The 17,248-nt window shown below is 74.0% G+C and carries 8 protein-coding genes and 1 pseudogene; 2 read left to right on the top strand and 7 right to left on the bottom strand.

Features of this window, described 5'->3' with window-relative positions:
- Positions 1-25 precede the first annotated feature (25 nt).
- Together ACSLIC_RS02360 and ACSLIC_RS02355 are read left to right on the top strand one after the other, a co-directional pair.
- A complete protein-coding gene (locus tag ACSLIC_RS02360; RefSeq protein WP_436736004.1) occupies positions 26-973 on the top strand; it encodes a DMT family transporter in 948 nt (315 codons plus the stop codon).
- 336 nt (positions 974-1,309) lie between these two features.
- Positions 1,310-2,686, top strand: coding sequence for a uracil-xanthine permease family protein (locus tag ACSLIC_RS02355; protein ID WP_436736003.1), 1,377 nt, complete (start codon positions 1,310-1,312; stop codon positions 2,684-2,686).
- A 324-nt stretch (positions 2,687-3,010) separates the two neighbouring features.
- Here ACSLIC_RS02355 and ACSLIC_RS02350 read toward each other — a convergent pair whose 3' ends face one another.
- From ACSLIC_RS02350 to ACSLIC_RS02320, 7 genes and pseudogenes are all read right to left on the bottom strand, one after another.
- Positions 3,011-4,240: a PLP-dependent aminotransferase family protein gene (locus ACSLIC_RS02350; RefSeq protein ID WP_436740250.1), complete on the bottom strand. Its 1,230-nt coding sequence runs from the start codon at positions 4,238-4,240 to the stop codon at positions 3,011-3,013.
- 65 nt (positions 4,241-4,305) lie between these two features.
- Positions 4,306-5,457, bottom strand: coding sequence for an alpha-hydroxy acid oxidase (locus tag ACSLIC_RS02345; RefSeq protein ID WP_436736002.1), 1,152 nt, complete (start codon positions 5,455-5,457; stop codon positions 4,306-4,308).
- Positions 5,454-6,551, bottom strand: coding sequence for a 4-hydroxyphenylpyruvate dioxygenase (gene hppD, locus ACSLIC_RS02340; RefSeq protein ID WP_436736001.1), 1,098 nt, complete (start codon positions 6,549-6,551; stop codon positions 5,454-5,456). The genes ACSLIC_RS02345 and hppD overlap by 4 nt, the downstream gene beginning before the upstream one ends.
- Positions 6,552-6,618: 67 nt before the next feature.
- Positions 6,619-7,878: an MFS transporter gene (locus ACSLIC_RS02335; protein ID WP_436736000.1), complete on the bottom strand. Its 1,260-nt coding sequence runs from the start codon at positions 7,876-7,878 to the stop codon at positions 6,619-6,621.
- A 130-nt stretch (positions 7,879-8,008) separates the two neighbouring features.
- On the bottom strand, positions 8,009-9,022 hold the full coding sequence (locus ACSLIC_RS02330) for a pyridoxal phosphate-dependent aminotransferase (protein ID WP_436735999.1): 1,014 nt from the start codon (positions 9,020-9,022) through the stop codon (positions 8,009-8,011).
- On the bottom strand, positions 9,022-10,068 hold the full coding sequence (locus ACSLIC_RS02325) for an SAM-dependent methyltransferase (protein ID WP_436735998.1): 1,047 nt from the start codon (positions 10,066-10,068) through the stop codon (positions 9,022-9,024). The genes ACSLIC_RS02330 and ACSLIC_RS02325 overlap by 1 nt, the downstream gene beginning before the upstream one ends.
- Positions 10,069-10,108: 40 nt before the next feature.
- A pseudogene (locus tag ACSLIC_RS02320) lies at positions 10,109-17,197 on the bottom strand (amino acid adenylation domain-containing protein); the annotation flags it as partial.
- Between the last annotated feature and the right edge of the window lie 51 nt (positions 17,198-17,248).

The following is a 17,248-nucleotide window of genomic DNA, read 5'->3' as shown; positions in this document are numbered from 1 at the left end:
CGCCCCGGCGAAAGGGGCAGGCGTGGTGCGGGACGGAAGCGGTGGCGGCGTGCGGGCAGGGGGCCGGGTGGCGGTGCTCGCGCTGCTCTGGGGGTCGACCTTCCTCTGGATCGACCTCGCGCTGGAGGGGTTCAGTCCCGTCCAGATCACCTTCGTCCGCTGCGCTCTCGGCGCCGCCCTGCTGCTGGTGCTGGCCCGGCGGGCAGGGGTGCGCCTGCCGCGCGGCCGCCGGGCGGCAGGGCGCCTGCTGGTCGCCGCCTTCCTCTGCAACACCCTGCCGTTCGCCCTGTTCAGCCTCGGCCAGCAGTCCGTGGACTCCGGCGTCGCGGGCGTCCTCAACGCCACCACACCGCTCTGGTCCCTGCTGGTCGGACTGGCGGCGGGGGACCGGCGGGGCCCGGGTGCCCGCCGCCTCGCCGGGCTGGCCGCCGGATTCGCCGGTACGGTCCTGATCTTCGCCCCGTGGCAGCCGGGCGCCCTCGCCGGCTGGGGAGCCCTGGCCCTGTTGGGCGCGGCCGCCAGCTACGCCCTCGCCTTCGCCTGGATGGGCCGGGCCCCGGCCGGGCAGGGGGTGCCGGCCATCGGCCTGTCGGCGGCGCAGCTCACGGTGGCCACGGTGCTCGCCGCGCTGCTGCTGCCGTGGGGCGGGCCGCCGCCGCAGGCGCCGGGCGTGGTTCCCGTCCTGGCACTGCTGGTGCTCGGGGTCTTCGCCACCGGCGTCACCTTCCATCTGACCTACCGGACGATCCTCGCGGAGGGGCCGACCCAGGCGGCGGCCGTCGGCTACCTGCTGCCGGTGGTGTCGGTGCTGCTGGGCGCCCTGGTCCTCGGCGAGCGCGTCGGCTGGCGGGTGGTCGCGGGGATGGCCGTGGTGCTGGGCGGGGTGGTCCTCACCCGATGGGGCGCGGGTGCCGGGCCGAAGGCGCCGGCCGGGGGCGCGGGGGAGTGCCCGGAGCCGCTGCCCGCGCGCTGAACGCGTCCGGGGCCCGGCGCCTGCGGGGGAGGCGTCCGGCTCGGCGCGTACGGCGGGGCGGGAAGAGCCTGGTGGCGACGCCCGAACCGTGATCGAGAGGGAGGGGTCGAGCCCTATCAGGACGGTGCCACGAATGTCGCAACCTGTTTACATCACTGAATTGGGTGTGCGAACGAGCAGCCGTACCATTGTCGACTGGAACCCGGTAGGTCCCCGGCGGAACAGGCCAGGTCACGCGGATGGCAGTCCGGCCGGGGCCCGCATCGGGTCGGTGCGAACGAATGACCACTGAGCTTGTACTTCCCGTTCGGTAAGTACACGAACGGAGAGTGCTGAATGTCGGGTTTCGGGTGGAAGCTGCATGGTGACGGTCGGCATCTGAAACCAGGTGAGGTCGTCAAGCCGAACGAGCGGCTCACCTGGACACGGACGATCGGGCTGGGTGCCCAGCACGTCGTCTCGATGATCGGCGCCTGTTTCGTCGCCCCGGTACTCATGGGGCTCAACCCGAGCCTCGGCCTCATGGCCTCCGGTGTCGCGACCCTGATGTTCCTGGTCATCACGCGCGGCCGAGTCCCCAGCTACCTGGGATCGTCACTCTCCTTCGTCGGTGTCGCCGCCGTGATCGGCAGCCAGGGCGGCGGGCCGGCGGAACTCACCGGCGCGTTGTTCGTCGTGGGCCTCGCACTGGCCGTGGTCGGAGTCGTGGTCCAGCGCCTCGGCGCCCGGGTCGTCCACGCGGTGCTGCCGCCGGCGGTGACGGGCGCCGTCGTCATGCTGATCGGCTTCAACCTCGCTCCGGTGGCTGCGGGAACCTACTGGCCGCAGGACCAGTGGACGGCGCTCGCCACGATGCTGTTCACCGGCCTCGCGCTCGTCGTCCTGCGCGGATTCTGGTCGCGTATCGCCATTTTCCTGGGCCTGGGCTTCGGTTACGTACTCTCCTGGTTCCTCGACCTCGCGCTGGGGAAGATCCACTCCGCCGACGGCAGCGGCAAGGTCGTGGACCACTGGCGTCTCGACCTGACCTCGGTCAAGGAAGCCGCCTGGGTCGGTTTCCCCGACATGCACGCGCCCTCGTTCAGCATGTCGGCGATCATCGTCGCACTCCCCGTGCTGATCGCGCTGGTCGCCGAGAACACCGGCCACATCAAGGCGGTCGGCGAAATGACCGGGGACTCCCTCGACGACCAGCTCGGCACGGCGATCGCCGCGGACGGCGCGGCTACCATGGTCTCCACGGTTGCCGGTGGCCCGGCCACGACCACGTACGCCGAGAACATCGGCGTCATGGCCGCCACCCGCGTCTACTCGACCGCCGCCTACCTGTGTGCCGCCCTCTTCGCGCTTCTCTTCGGCCTGTGCCCGAAGTTCGGCGCATTCGTCGTAGCGATCCCGGGCGGCGTGCTGGGCGGCATCACCGTCATCCTCTACGGCATGATCGGCCTGCTCGGCGCCCAGATCTGGATTCGCAACAAGGTCGACTTCGGCCAGCCGCTCAACCTGGTTCCGGCCGCCGCCGGCCTCATCGTCGGTATCGGCGGGGTCAGCCTGAAGATCACCGACAACTTCGAACTCAACGGCATCGCCCTCGGCACCCTCCTGGTGCTCACCGGCTACCACTGCCTCCGTTGGCTCTCCAAGGCCACGGGCGCGCCGCAGGCGATGACGCCGGACGCCGGTACGACGAGGAACGACGACTCCCCGGCGTAGGCGGGGAACGCCCTGACGAAGCCGGCCGGGCGAGGACGGGGCTGATTCAGGCGCCGTCCGCGCCCGGCTCGGCTTCCGCGCTCGCGTCCGGAGGTTGCCGTCCTGAGACAGCACCAGGAGGACGTGGCCTCCAGCCGGCGCCCGGCCAGGGCGCGGGCGCGGTCGTTTGGAGCACGCCCGGGCCAGGGCGCGGGCGCGGTCGTGGAGCACGCCCTCCACGCAGGGGTGTCGGCGCGGCGCTCCAGCGGGCCGCGGCCGACGTTCACCAGCGTGCCGGCGGCCGTCTCGCGGGGGGCCGCGGGACGGCCTTGTCCTCCGGGCCGGTCAGGCACCCGCGGCGAGCAGCGCGGCCAGTCCGTCCAGCCCCCGGTCGACGGTGGCCGGGTCGACCTGGCTGACGGACAGCCGCAACTGGTGCTCCCCGCCGGCCCCCGGGTAGAAGTGCGCCATCGGCGTCCAGATCACCCCGTACTTCGAGGCCGAGCGCTCCAGCAGCGCGTCGTCCACCACGCACGCCACGGTGAGCACCAGGAAGAATCCGCCGCGCGGCTCGTTCCAGGTCACCCCGCTCCCGGGCGGGAAGCGCCGGGCCAGGCCCTCCAGCACCAGCGAGAGGTTGCGCCGGTAGAGCGCGGCGACCTCGGCGTTGGCGGCCCGCAGGCTGTAGTCGTGCTCCAGCAGCGTGCCGCCGATCACCGCCTGGGCGATCGGCGAGGTGTTCACCGTGGTCATGCTTTTGATCATGCCGAGCAGGTCGGCGAAGAGCGCGGTGCCGCCCTGCCCGTCGGCCACCAGTTGGTCCGCCACCACATAGCCGACCCGGGCGCCCGGCAGGGCCGTCTTGGCGAAGGAGCCGAGGTGGACCACCCGGCGGTCGGTGTCCAGGGACTTGAGCGAGGGCAGCCGCTCCTCGCCCGCGAAGAGGCGGTACGGATTGTCCTCCAGCAGCAGGAAGTCCTCCTCGGCCGCCAGCGCCAGCAGTTCCCGGCGCAGCGCCTGCGGCAGGCTGGCCCCGCTCGGGTTGGCCACGTCCGGCACCAGGTAGAGCGCCCGCGGGCGCAGCCCCTCGGCCCGGGCGGCGGCCAGCTGCCGGCGCAGGTCGGCGAGGTCCACGCCGTCCGGGCCGTCGGCCACCGCCCGCACCGGCAGGTCGGCCAGCAGGGCCGCGCCGGTCAGTCCCACGTAGGTGGGCGAGACGGCCAGCACCACGTCCTCGGGGCCTCGGCGCAGCGCCCGCAGCACCAGGAACATCGCCTCCTGGCAGCCCACCGTCACCACGACGGACTCGGCGGGCACCTCGATGCCCTCGTCCTTCGCGAGGTGGGCCGCGACCAGGTCGTGGATGATCCCCTTGGTCCGCCCGTACTGGAGCACCTGCCGGCGGGCCTGCTCCTCGGTCAGTCCGCGCTCGGTGCGCAGGTGGTCGAGGTAGCGGTCCAGATGGCGATGGACGGCGTCCAGCTCGAAGAACTGCTCGGCCGGCCGCCCGGCCGCGAAGGAGACCGCCTGCGGGTAGCGGATGGAGATCTCGTTGAGCAGGTTCATGGAGGTCATCGCCGGGTCGGCGAGGGAAGGGTGCAGGCCCGTCAGCGGCAGGCCGTGCGGTGCGGCAAGGGTGGTCACGGACGGCTCCAGGTGGTGCGGGGCAGGGTGGTGGTGCGCAGCGCGGCGGCGGCCCCCAGGTCGGCGCAGCCGGCGAGGCCGAGCGCGTGCCGCAGTTCGGCGGCGAGCAGGTCGAGCACCTCGGTGCACCCCGCCTCGCCGCCGGCCGCCAGGCCCCAGATCAGCGGGCGTCCCAGCAGCACCCCGCGGGCGCCCAGGGCCAGCGCGATGAGCACGTCCGAGCCGCCGCGCACCCCGCTGTCCATCAGCACCTGGCAGTCCTCGCCGGCCAGCGCGTCGACGACGGCCGGCAGGACCGCCAGCGCGGGCACGGCCCGGTCGAGCTGGCGGCCGCCGTGGTTGGAGACCACCACGGCAGCGGCGCCGGTGTCGGCGGCCCGCCGGGCGTCGGCCGGGTCGAGCACGCCCTTGACCACGATCGGCAGCCCGGTCCGTCCCCGCAGCCACGCGAGGTCGGCCCAGGTGACCTTGGGGGAGAGCAGCTCGGCGGTGTGCGCGGACACCGCCGAGACGGCGGCGGTGGACTGGTGCGCCCGCCCGGCGGCGCCGCCCTCCAGCAGCGCCGCACGGACATCCGCGGGCAGCGCGAAGGCGTTCCTGGCGTCCCGCAGCCGCCGACCCATGTACGGCACGTCGACCGTGACCACCAGGGCCTCGCTGCCGGCCTCCTCGGCCGCCCGGACCAGGCCGAGCAGGCGGTCGCGGTCGCGCAGCCAGTACAGCTGGAACCAGAGGGTGGCGCCGGTCGCCGCCAGTTCCTCGAAGCCGACGCTGCTGAGCGTGCCGACGGTGAACGGCACGCCCGCGGCGGCCGCGGCGCGGGCCGAGGCCAGCTCGCCCTCGGGGTGGAACAGCCGGTGGTAGGCGACGGGCGCCACCGCCACCGGCAGGGCGGCCCGGCTGCGCACCAGGGTGGCGGTGGTGTCCCGGGTGGTGACGTCGGCCAGTATCCGGGGCACGAGCGCCACCCCGTCGAAGGCGGCGCGGTTGGCGGCGAGGGTCAGTTCGCGCTCGGCGCCGCCCTCCAGCCACTCCCAGACCTCGGGCGTGAGCGCGGCCCGCGCCCGGTCGGCGTACTCCGCGACGGACAGCGCGGGACGCCCGCCGGCCTGGTCGGCCGGCGGGACGCTCCGGACGGACGCGCTCATCCGGCCACTTCGCCGGCGTCGCGCTGGAGCTCCACGGCCTCGTAGAGGGCGCGGATGTTGTTGCTGCCGAAGTTGCGGGCGCGGATGCGCTCGATCACCTCGAAGAAATAGGTGTTCCGGGGGTGCTGGGAGCGGGTGAAGATCTGGAACAGCTGGCCGTCGTGGTCCTGGTCGACCAGCAGGTCCAGTGCGCGCAGCTGCTCGACGGAGTGCCGCAGCGGGGTGAGGCGGCCGGGCAACGCGTCGTAGTAGGTCTGCGGGGTGTGCAGGAACGGCACGCCGCGCTCGGCCATGGTGCTGACGGAGTGCACCGCGTCCTCGGCGGCGAAGGCGACGTGCTGCACCCCGGCGCCGCCGTGGTCGTTCAGGAAGGAGACGATCTGGCCGCCCGCGTCCGCGGTGAGCGGCTCGATCAGGGTGAGGGTGACGCTGCGGTCGGCACTCTGCACGACGGCCGAGTCCATGCCGAGCGTGCCGACCTCGACCCGCTCCTCGAAGATCGTCCGGAAGCCGAAGACCTCGCGGTAGCGGTGTTCGGTCTTGCGCAGCTCGCCGAACGGGACGAGGACCGCGAAGTGGTCGACGGAGCGCAGCCCGACCTCTCCCTCCCCGGTCAGCGGGGCCGGGTCCGGCAGGCCGGGGATACGGCCGGCCGGGGCCTCGGGGCCGCGCTCGACCAGGGTGTGCACCACGTCGCCGAAGGCGTCCACCACCGCGGTCACGCAGCCGTCCGCTGCCTGCGGCTCGCGCAGCGAGACGGCGCCGCGGGCGGTCAGGACGCGGAACGCGTCGGCGGCGTCCGGTACCCGCAGGCCCAGCGCGCCCACGCCGTCGCCGTGGCGCTCCAGGTAGCCGGTGGCCGGGTGGCCGGCGGCCAGCGGCTGGGTGATCAGCAGCCGGATGCCGGCCTGGCCCACCAGCGCGGACCGGCAGCGCTCGGTGTCCTCGCCGCGCTCGGCGGGCGGGACGAGCAGCTCGAAGCCGTACTCCTGGGTCAGCTTGGCGGTCTCGGCGCCCAGGTCGGCCACGTAGAACTCGACGTGGTCCAGCTCGACGGGGATCGGGGTGACGGAGGGAGAAGCACGGTCGGTCATCTGAGGAGCTCTCTCGTGAGGCGGGTGGGAGGTGCTGAGGGGTGAACGGTCGTACGGGGCGGTGCGGTCAGCTGGACTGGAGGTCCTTGGCGCCCTGCGCCTCGGCCGGGCCGTCGTCCTCGGCCCCGCCCTCGGGCGCCGGCGGCTCCATCGGGACCTCCGGCTTGCCGACCAGGTGGACCGCGGCGAGCAGCGCGCCGACCACCATCACGCCCAGCACCACCCGGAAGTCCAGGGCCGCCAGCAGGCCGGAGCCGACGCCGACGGCCAGCGCCTGCGGTGCGGTGAGCGAGAGGTTGACGGCCGCCTGGGCACGCCCCATCAGCTGTGGCGGGGTGGACGCCTGGGCGGCGGTGGCGAGCCCGACCAGGGCGGCCGGGATGCCCGCGCCGGCGATCACCAGGCCGGCCAGCACCGCGTAGAGCGACGGGGCGAGCAGCAGGGCGGTCCCGAGGCCGAACACCGCCGCGCCGGCCATGATCGTCCGACGCGGCCCGAGCCGACCGATCAGCAGGCCGCCGGCCACCGAGCCGGCCAGCGCACCGACTGCCTCGGTGGACTCCAGCACGCCGAGGAACTGCGGCGGGCGGTGCAGCCCGTGCTGGGTCAGCGCGAACAGCACCGGCTGGAGCAGGCTCAGCACGAAGGCGGAGACGGCTGCTGCCACCACCAGCGGCCGCAGCCCGACCGAGGCGCGCAGGTGCACGAAGCCGGCCAGCACCTCGGTGCGCCAGCGCAGGCCCGAGGGCTCCGGCCTGACCTCCTTCACCTTCAGGGTGAGGAAGCTCAGCACGGCCAGCAGCAGTATGCAGAGGTCGGCCACGGCCACCACGTGCCCGCCGAACCAGCCGTAGAGGCCGGCGCCGAGCAGCGGCGCCACCAGGGTGGTGCCGGCCCGGGCGCTCTGGGTCATCCCGGCCGCCGCGCCGAAGTCCTGACGATCCGCCAGGATGGTGCGCAGCAGCGCGCTCTGCGCCGGGGCCAGGACGGCCCCGCCCAGCCCGCATACCGTGGCGGTGCAGTAGATGATCCAGACCGTGTCCGGGCCGTCGACCAGCAGCAGCGGCAGCAACGAGGCCGCCACCACCAGGTTGACGCCGACCAGCAGCGGCTTGCGCCGCACCCGGTCGGCGAGCAGACCGCCGAGCGGCAGCAGCAGGAGGGGCGCGAAGAAGCAGAACAGCACCAGACCGGCGGCGGAGTCGCTGCCGGTCAGCACCTTGGCCCAGATGCCGAGGGCGATGGAGAGGGCGCTGTCACCGAGGACGGACAGGGTCTGCCCGACGATGTAGCGCCGGAACTCCGGGCGGGCCAACAGGGGGTGCATGGTGGCTCCTTCGCTGCGCCGATGGCGCTTCGGGGGGTGCGGGCGGGTGCGGCGGGGCGGGGCGGTGCGCAGGGGTAGGGAGGCCCGTGGCGCGCCCTGACCGACCGGCGGGGCCCAGGGCGCGGTGCGGTCAGGGTGCGGGCGGGGCGACGGCGCCGAAGCCCTCGATCACCGCGTCGTTGGCGTCCTTCTCGCCGACGGCGACCCGAGCGCCACCGCCGGGGTAGTAGCGCACGGCCACGCCCCGGCGTTCCAGCTCCGCACGGAGCGGGCGCTGGTCGCCGGGGACGTCGACCCACAGGAAGTTGGTGACGCTGGGTGCCACCCTCCAGCCGAGCCGCCGCAGTTCGGCCCCGGTGCGCTCGCGCTCCGCGGTGATCTCCTCGATCCGGCGCGCCATCTCGTCCCCGGCGGCGACGGCGGCCAGCAGGCCCGCCTCCTGGAGGCGGCCCAGCGCGTACGGCACCTGGTGGTCCCGCACCCGCTGGGCGAGGGACTCCTCGGCCAGCGCGTACCCGATCCGCAATGCGGCGATGCCGTGCGACTTGGACAGAGTGCGCAGCACCACCAGGTTCGGCCACTCGGCGATCCGGGCCGGCACGTCCGGGCCCTGCCAGCCCCGGGCGAAGTCGATGTACGCCTCGTCGAGCAGGATGAGGGCGGTGGACGGTACCCGGCGGAAGAACTCCGTCAGCTCGGCCCAGGAGTAGACCGTGCCGGTCGGGTTGTGCGGGTTGCACAGCACGACGATCCGGGTGCGCCCGTCCATCCGCCCGGCCATCGCCGCCAGGTCGTGCCGGGCGTCGGGGCCGAGCGGGACCGGCCGCGCCTCGGCCCGGACGATCTCGCAGAACAGCGGGTACGCGTCGAAGCAGGGCGCCGAGTGCACCACGTTGTCGCCGGGCTCGACCACGGTGTGGAAGAGGTCCAGCGCCACGCCCGCCGAGCCGTGGCCGACCACGACCTGGCCGGCCGGGACGGCTTGCCAGCCGGCGACGATCCCGGCGAACCGTTGCGGACGGAAGTCCGGGTAGCGGTGCAGGTCCGTGCCGGCCTCGGCCAGCGCGGCCAGGACCGACGGCGGCGGCGGGTACGGGTGCTCGTTCTGCGCCAGCAGGAATCTGGCGGTCGACGGCGCGGCCATCAGTCCGCCCGGAGGACGTAGAGCCAGGAGTGCGGGGTGGCGAGCGCCTCGACGCGGTCGATCCGCAGGCCGGCGTCGGTGAACAGCTCCTCGTAGGTGGCCTTGGTGTGCAGCGGGACGCCCATCATCGCGTGCGCCAGCTCGAAGCCGACCGAGAAGACCGGCTGGGCTCCGTCGGAGGTGCCCGGGTCGCGCAGCATGGTGTCGCCGAGGACGAAGGTGCGGGCCTTCGGGAACGCCTCCCGCATCCGGGTGAAGATCGACGAACGGGTGCTCGGGTCGGCCAGCAGGTCGTGCAGCAGGAAGAAGCTCATCACGGTGTCGACCTCGGCCACCTCGGCGGCCTCCGCGTCGTTGTCGATCTGGGTGCCGAGCAGGCCCAGCACGTCCGCGCGGACGGCGGTGACCCGGTCCTGCATGCCGGCCTCGATGATGTCGTGGCGGGCGATGTCGGTGGCCGGGCGGCTGATGTCGATGCCCAGGCCCCGGGCGCCCTCGCGCTGCGAGACCACGCGGCGCACCCGGGCGGAGGTGCCGGAGCCCAGGTCGGCGATGGTGCGGAAGTCGATCCCGTTCAGCACGTCGGTCAGCTGCGCGGCGAACAGCGACTGGTCGCACTGGGCGGAGCCGAGGGCGACCATCGCCTCGTCGCGGAAGACGTCCTCGTCGTAGCGGTGGGTGCCGGCGCTCAGGTGGCCGGCGCGGCCGAACACGTCGTGGTAGCCGCCTACGGCCCAGGTGAAGTAGCCGCGCGCGGCGGCGATCTCCCGGCCCGCCTCGGTGGGCAGGTAGGCGTCGCCGTCGGCCTTGAGGTAGCCGTAGTCGGCGGCGGCGCGCAGCACGGCCTCGGTACGGGCGGTGTCGCCGGACCCCGCGGTGGCCTCGGAGGCCGAGAGCGGCTCGCCGCGCCCGATCGACTCCAGCAGGCCGATCCGGTCCAGGGCGAAGACCACGTTGGCGGCGATGAAGCCGTTGAAGGCGTCGGTCGAGGTGATCGGCGCCGGGGTGATGCCACGCCAGGTGTCGGGGATGGCCGCAGGGCTCATGGTGATGTCCGTTTCTCGGTCGGTCGGTCGGTCGGGTCGGTCAGGAGGTCAGGCGGGCAGCGAGCACCGGGCCGATGACGGCGAGCGCCTCGGCGCTCGTCATCGCGCCGTGGGTGCTCGGCACCTCGTGGACGTCGAGCCGGCCGCCCAGGTACGGGCGCCAGCTCTCCGGGTCGGGGGCTTCGGCAGGCCGGTCCTTGGCGGCGGTGAAGAAGAGCGCGTCGCCGTCGTAACCGGGCAGCGGGAGCTGCTGGGACAGTCCGGCGTGGGACCGGAAGACGGAGACCACCCGGGCCACCCCGGCGCCGCTGAGCCCGGCCAGCGGACCCTCGCCGTCCCGGACCAGCGCGGCGTAGCCGTCCTCGTCGGCGGGCCAAGCGGTGACCCCCCCGGCCGGGTGGCCGAGCGAGTCGAGGATCGCCGCGAGCTGCTCGGGGTCGTCCCGCCCGTGCCCGGGCTCCGGCTCGCCGGTGCCCGGGTAGGCGTCCAGCAGGGCCAGCAGCCGCACCTCCTCGCCCTGTTCGCGCAGGAGCGCGGCGATCGCGTGGGCGACGCTGCCGCCGAACGACCAGCCGAGCAGGGCGTAGGGGCCCTCGGGGCGGACGGCGCGGACCCGCTCCAGGTAGGTGCGGGCCAACTCCTCGACCGAGGCGGGCTGCGCGTGCGGGTCGGCCAGGCCCGGGGCCTGGAGGCCGTAGACGGGCTGCTCGGCGTCGAGGTGGCGCAGCAGGCCGGTGTAGACCCAGCTGATGCCGGCGGCCGGGTGGACGCAGAACAGCGGCGGGCGTGAGCCGCGGGTGCGGATGGGCAGCAGGACGGGGAAGCTCTCGGTAGCCGGGCCCCGGTCGAGCCGCTCGGCCAGCCGGGCCACCGTGGGTGCCTCGAACACGGTGCGCACACCGACCTCCCCGCCCCCGCCGACCAGGTCGCGCAGGCCCGCGACCAGCCGGCTGGCCAGCAGCGAGTGCCCGCCCAGCTCGAAGAAGTTGTCGTCCACACCCACCTTCTCCAGCCCGAGCAGATCCGCGAACAGGCCGCAGAGCAGTTCCTCCCGGGGCGTCGAGGGCGCCCGCCCGGCGCCGAGCCAGGTGGTGTCCGGGGCGGGCAGGGCCCCGCGGTCGACCTTGCCGTTGGCGGTCAGCGGAAGGGCGTCCAGCGCGACGACCGCCGAGGGCACCATGTAGTCCGGCAGGATGGCGCCGACGTGGGCCCGCAGCGCGGCCTGGTCGACGGTGTGCCCGGGGCGGGCGACGGCGTAGCCGACCAGCCGGCGGTCGCCCGGCCGGTCCTCCCGGACCAGTACGAACGCCTGGGCCAGGGACGGGTGCCCGGCCAGCGCGGCCTCGACCTCGCCGGGCTCGATCCGGAAGCCGCGGACCTTCACCTGGTGGTCGGTGCGGCCCCGGTACTCCAGGGCGCCGTCGGCCGCCCGGCGGACCAGGTCCCCCGAGCGGTACATCCGGCTGCCGGGGGCGCCGTACGGGTCGGCGACGAAGCGCTCGGCGCTCTGGCCCGGCCGGTTGAGGTAGCCGCGGGCCAGGCCGGCGCCCGCGATGTACAGCTCTCCCTCGACCCCGGCCGGCACGGGCTGGAGCACGGCGTCCAGGACGTACAGCCGAGTGTCCGGCACGGGCCGGCCCATCGGCGGGGTGGTCCGGCCGGCGAGCGGGCCGCTCATGCTGGCGCAGACGGTGGACTCGGTCGGCCCGTAGGCGTTGACCATCCGCAGCCGGGCCGACCAGCGCTCGACCAGGTCGGGCGGGCACGCCTCGCCGGCGACCACCAGGGTGGCGCCCTCCGGGAGCGCGTCCGGGGCCAGCACGGCCAGGGCGGTCGGCGGCAGCGTCAGGTGGGTGACGCCCTGCTCGGCGACGAGCGCGGCCAGCGCGGGGCCGGGCAGCAGTTGGTCGGCGTCGCCGAGGACGGCCCGGGCGCCGGTGAGCAGCGCCATGCCCAGCTCCGAGACGGCCGCGTCGAAGGACGGCGAGGCGAAGAGCAGCACCCGGCTTTCCGGGGTGACGGTCAGGTTCCGGCGCTGGCCCTCGACCATGGCGGCGAGGCCGGTGTGGGTGACGACCACGCCCTTGGGGTGCCCGGTGGAGCCGGAAGTGTAGATGACGTACGCGGCCGAACGCGGGGTGATGGCGACGCCGGTGAGGTCGTGTGCCGGCCGGTCGCAGGCGTCCAGGTCCTCGATCAGCAGCCGCGGGACGGTGCTGCCGGAGAGCGGGCCGTCGGCCAGCGCCCGGCTGGTGAGGATGAGCGCGGGCTTCGCGTCCTCCAGCGTGTAGGCGATCCGGTCGGCCGGGTGGCGCGGGTCCAGCGGCTGGAAGACCGCGCCGGCCTTGAGCACGGCGAGCTGGGCGACGATCAGCTCGATCGAGCGTTCCAGGGCGATCGCGACGAAGCGCTCGGGGCCCGCGCCGTGCTCCACCAGCAGCCGGGCGAGGCGGTTGGCGCGCTCGTTCAGCTCGCGGTAGGTGACCCGCTCGGCGCCGAACGCGAGCGCGACGGCCTGGGGGCGGGCGGCGGCCTGCGCTTCGAAGAGCGCCGGGAAGGTGTCGGGCGAAAGGTCCTCCCGGGTGTCGTTCCAGCCGTCGAGCAGCTGCGCGCGCTCCCCGGGAGCCAGTACGTCGACCCGGCCGACAGGCTGGTCGGGGTCGGCCAGCACCGCCCGCAGGGCGCGCTCGAAGCGGGCAGCCGTCGCCTGGGCGGTGGCCCGGTCGAACAGGTCGACGGCGTACTCGACGGAAAGGCCCAGTCCGGCGGGCGCGCCGGCCTCGTCGAAGCTCTCGCTGAACGCGAAGGTCAGGTCGAACTTGGCGAGGTCCGCTTCCAGTTGCTCGACCCGGCCGGGCAGGCCGCCGAGGCTGAGCGCGTCGGCCTCGCCGCCGGAGGTGAGCATCACCTGGCAGAGCGGGTGGCGGGCGGTCGAGCGGACCGGGTTGAGTAGTTCGACCAGCCGCTCGAAGGGCACGTCCTGGTGCTCGAAGGCGTCCAGGGTGGTGACCCGTACCCGCTCCACCAGCTCCCGGAAGGTGGGGTCGCCGCTGGTGTCGGTGCGCAGGACCAGGGTGTTGACGAAGAAGCCGACCAGGTTGTCCAGGGCCTCGTCGGTGCGTCCGGCCACCACGGTGCCGATCGGCAGGTCCGTGCCGGCGCCGATCCGGCTCAGCGTGGTCGCCAGCGCGGCCTGCATCACCATGAAGACACTGGCCCTGCTCCGCTGCGCCAGGTCGGCCAGGGCGGCGTGCAGGCCGGCGTCCATCCGGAGCTCCACGCCGGCGCCGCGGCGGCTCGCGACGGCCGGGCGGCGGCGGTCGAAGGGGAGCGTCAGCTCCTCCGGGAGATCGGCCAGGGTGCGTTGCCAGTAGGCGAGTTGGTCGGCGAGCAGGGCGCTGGGGCGCTCTTCGGCGCCGAGCAGCTCGTGCTGCCAGAGGGCGTAGTCGGCGTATTGCACCGGCAGCGGTTCCCACTGCGGCGCGGTGCCGGCCAGCCGGGCCCGGTACGCCTCGGCGAGGTCGCCCAGCAGCGGGGCGACGGACCAGCCGTCGGTGGCGATGTGGTGGGTGAGCAGCAGCAGGACGTGTTCCTCGCCGCCGGGCAGCGAGAACAGGGTGGCGCGCACCGGCAGGTCGGCGGCGAGGTCGAAGACCTGCGACCCGGCCTCGGCCAGGGCTGCGGCGAGCTCCTGCTCGTCGGCCACCGCCGCGGTGCGCAGTGGCAGTCCGGGCGCCGTCAGGACCAGCTGGTGGGGTCGGCCGTCGGTGGTGGTCGGGTAGACGGTGCGCAGCACCTCGTGCCGGTTCACCACGTCGCCGAGCGCGCCCTCCAGGGCGGCGGCGTCGAGCGCGCCGGTCAGCCGGAGGGCGCACGGGGTGTTGTAGAGCGTGCTCGGCCCCTCGAACTGGTCGATGAACCAGAGGCGTTGCTGGGCGGGGGAGAGCGGGACGCGCTCGGGCCGCTCGGCCGGCCGCAGGGCCGGGCGGGCGCTCGGGCGGTCGGCGCCCGGGGCGGGCAGGGTGGCGGCGAGGGCGGCGACCGTGGGGGCGTCGAACAGGGTGCGGACGGGCAACTCGATGCCGAGGGTGGTGCGGATGCGGCTGATCAGTTTGGTGGCGAGTAGGGAGTGGCCGCCGAGGTCGAAGAAGTTGTCGTCGATGCTGATCTGGTCGAGGCCGAGGGTGTCGGCGAAGAGGGTGCAGAGTTCGTGTTCGTGTGGGGTGCGTGGTGTGCGGCCTTGGGGGGTGCGGGTGTATTGGGGTGTGGGGAGGGCTTTGCGGTCGACTTTGCCGTTGGTGGTGACGGGGAGGTTGTCGAGGATGACGATGGCGGCGGGGAGCATGTAGGTGGGGAGGTGGTGGGTGGCGAAGGTGTGGAGTTCGGTGCTGGTGGTTTTGCCGGTGGTGTAGACGACGAGGCGTTTGTCGCCGGGTTGGTCCTCGCGGACCATGGCCAGTGCTTGGCCGACGTTCTCGTGGGCGGTGAAAGCGGTTTCGATTTCGCCGAGTTCGATGCGGAAGCCGCGGATCTTGACTTGGTCGTCGGTGCGGCCGAGGAATTCCAGGGTTCCGTCGGTCTTGCGGCGGGCGAGGTCGCCGGTGCGGTACATCCGGGTGCCGGGTTCGCCGAACGGGCAGGCCACGAAGCGTTCGGCGGTCTGTGTGGGGCGGGCGACGTAGCCTCGGGCCAGGCCGGCTCCGGCGAGGTACAGTTCGCCGGCCACGCCGGTGGGGACCGGTTGCAGTTCGGTGTCGAGCACGTACGCGTGGGTGTTGTTCAGCGGACGCCCGATCGGCACCGTGCCGGGGACGGGCTCGCCCGGGGCCATGGTGAAGGTGGTCCTGATCGCGGTGGTCTCAGTGGGCGCGTACACCGAGACCACGTCGGTCTCCGGGCAGGCCCGGTGGAGCCGGCGGACGGACTCCGGCGGGACGACGTCGCCGCCGGTCCACACCTGCCGGACGTGCCGGAAGGCGGCCGGGTCCTCGTCGGCCATCAGCCGCAGCAGGCCGGACGGGGCCTGGACCAGCGTCACCCGGTGGGTGGCGATGGTCTCGGCGAGGCGGCGGATGTCCAGTTCGCCGGGCTCGGCCAGCACGATCGCACCGCCGGCGACCAGCGGTGCCCAGATCTCGGTGGTGGAGGCGTCGAAGGCGGTGGGTGAGTGCAGCAGCACGCGTTCGTGGTGGCCGGCCCGGAAGTGCGGGTTGCCCAGCAGGTCCACCACGTTGCGGTGGGTGACGGCGACGCCCTTGGGGACGCCGGTGGAGCCCGAGGTGTACATCACGTAGACCAGATGGCCGGGCCGTACGGGCACGGTCGGGTCGTCGGCCACAGGGGCCTCGGCGATCAGTTCCGGGGTGACCTCGACGGTGGCGAAGCCCTCGGTGGCGAGCACCGGGTGGCCCCGGTGGGCCGGGTCGGTGAGCAGCAGGCCGGTGCGGGTGTCGGCGAGGATGTGGCGGAGCCGGTCCAGCGGGTAGCGGTCGTCCAGCGGGACGTAGGTGCCGCCCGCCTTGGCGATCGCGAGGACGGCGGTGAGCAGCCCGGTGGAGCGCTCCATCAGCACCGCGACCGGCTGCTCGGTGGTCAGGCCGCGCTCCAGCAGCAGCGCGGTGAGCCGGTTGGCGCGGTCGTTCAGCTCGGCGTAGCTGAGGGTGCCGTCCTCGCTGATCACGGCCGGTGCGTCGGGGGTGGCGGCGGCTTGGGCCTCGAACAGTTCGGGCAGGGTCGTGTCCGGGACGGGGGTGGTCGGGCCGTTGGCGTGGGTGAGTAGGTGTGCGCGCTCGGCGGGGTCGAGGATGTCGATGGTGGTGATCGGTGCGTCCGGGGCGGCCACTGCGGCGCGAAGGACGCGGAGCAGCCGCTCGGCGAGGGAGACGGCGGTGGCGTGGTCGAACAGGTCGGCCGCGTAGTCGACGGCGCCGCGCACGCCCAGGCGGGTGCCGTCGGCCGCGAGCCGCTCGACGAAGTTGAAGTTGAGGTCGAACTGGGCCTGCGCCTCGCCGACCTCGACCGGAGTGCCCACGGCGGCGCCGAAGGCGAGGTCGCCGGCCGGCTCCGCGTTGAGCGTGACGACGGTCTGGAAGAGGGGGTGGCGGGTGGGGGTGCGGGTGGGGTTGAGGTGTTCGACCAGGCGCTCGAAGGGGATGTCCTGGTGGTCGTAGGCGTCGAGGTCGGTGCGGCGGACGCGGTCGAGTAGCTCCCGGAAGGTGGGGTCGCCGCTGGTGTCGGTGCGCAGGACCAGGGTGTTGACGAAGAAGCCGACCAGGTCGTCGAGGGCCTCGTCGGTGCGTCCGGCCACCGGGGTGCCGATCGGCAGGTCGGTGCCGGCGCCCAGGCGGGTGTACAGGGTGGCGACGGCGGCGTGCAGTGCCATGAACAGGCTGGCCTGCCGGCCGGCCGCCAACTCGGCCAGCGCCGCGTGCAGGTGGGCGTCGAGCTCGAACTCGGCGGCGCCGCCGCGGCGGCTCGGCCGGGCCGGGCGGGGGCAGTCGTAGGGGAGCGCCAGCTCCTGCGGCAGAGAGGCCAGCTCCTCGCGCCAGTGGGCGAGTTGCAGGGAGACGACGCTCTCCGGGTCGTCCTCCTCGCCGAGCAGTTCGCGCTGCCAGAGGGTGTAGTCGGCGTACTGCACCGGCAGCGGTTCCCACTGCGGCGCGGTGCCGGCCAGCCGGGCCCGGTACGCCTCGGAGAGGTCGCGGAAGAGCGGGGCGACCGACCAGCCGTCGCCGGCGATGTGGTGGGTGAGCAGCAGCAGGACGTGCTCGCCGGGTGCGGGCAGGGCGTACAGCCAGGCCCGGAGGGGCAGGTCGGCGGCGAGGTCGAAGACCTGCCCGGCGGCCTCGTGCGTCAGCGCGCGCAGCTCGGTCTCGTCGGCGGCCTCCACCCGGTGCAGCACCGGACGCCCCTCGGCCAGGACGTGTTGGTGGGGCTGGCCGTCGACGGTCGGGAAGACGGTGCGCAGCACCTCGTGCCGGTCCACCACGTCGCCGAGCGCGCCCTCCAGGGCGGCGGCGTCGAGCGCGCCGGTCAGCCGGAGGGCGAACGGCGTGTTGTAGAGCGCGCTCGGCCCCTCGAACTGGTCGATGAACCAGAGCCGCTGCTGGGCGAACGACAACGGGATCAAGGTCTGCCTCCGACTGGCGACGTACGGCTTGCTGTGGCTGTGGCTGTGGCT

The organism is Streptomyces sp. BBFR102 (genome assembly GCF_051397025.1).
Taxonomy (GTDB): domain Bacteria; phylum Actinomycetota; class Actinomycetes; order Streptomycetales; family Streptomycetaceae; genus Streptomyces.
The sequence above is the reverse complement of the archived record's forward strand: the minus strand, read 5'-3'. Positions and strand labels throughout refer to the sequence as shown.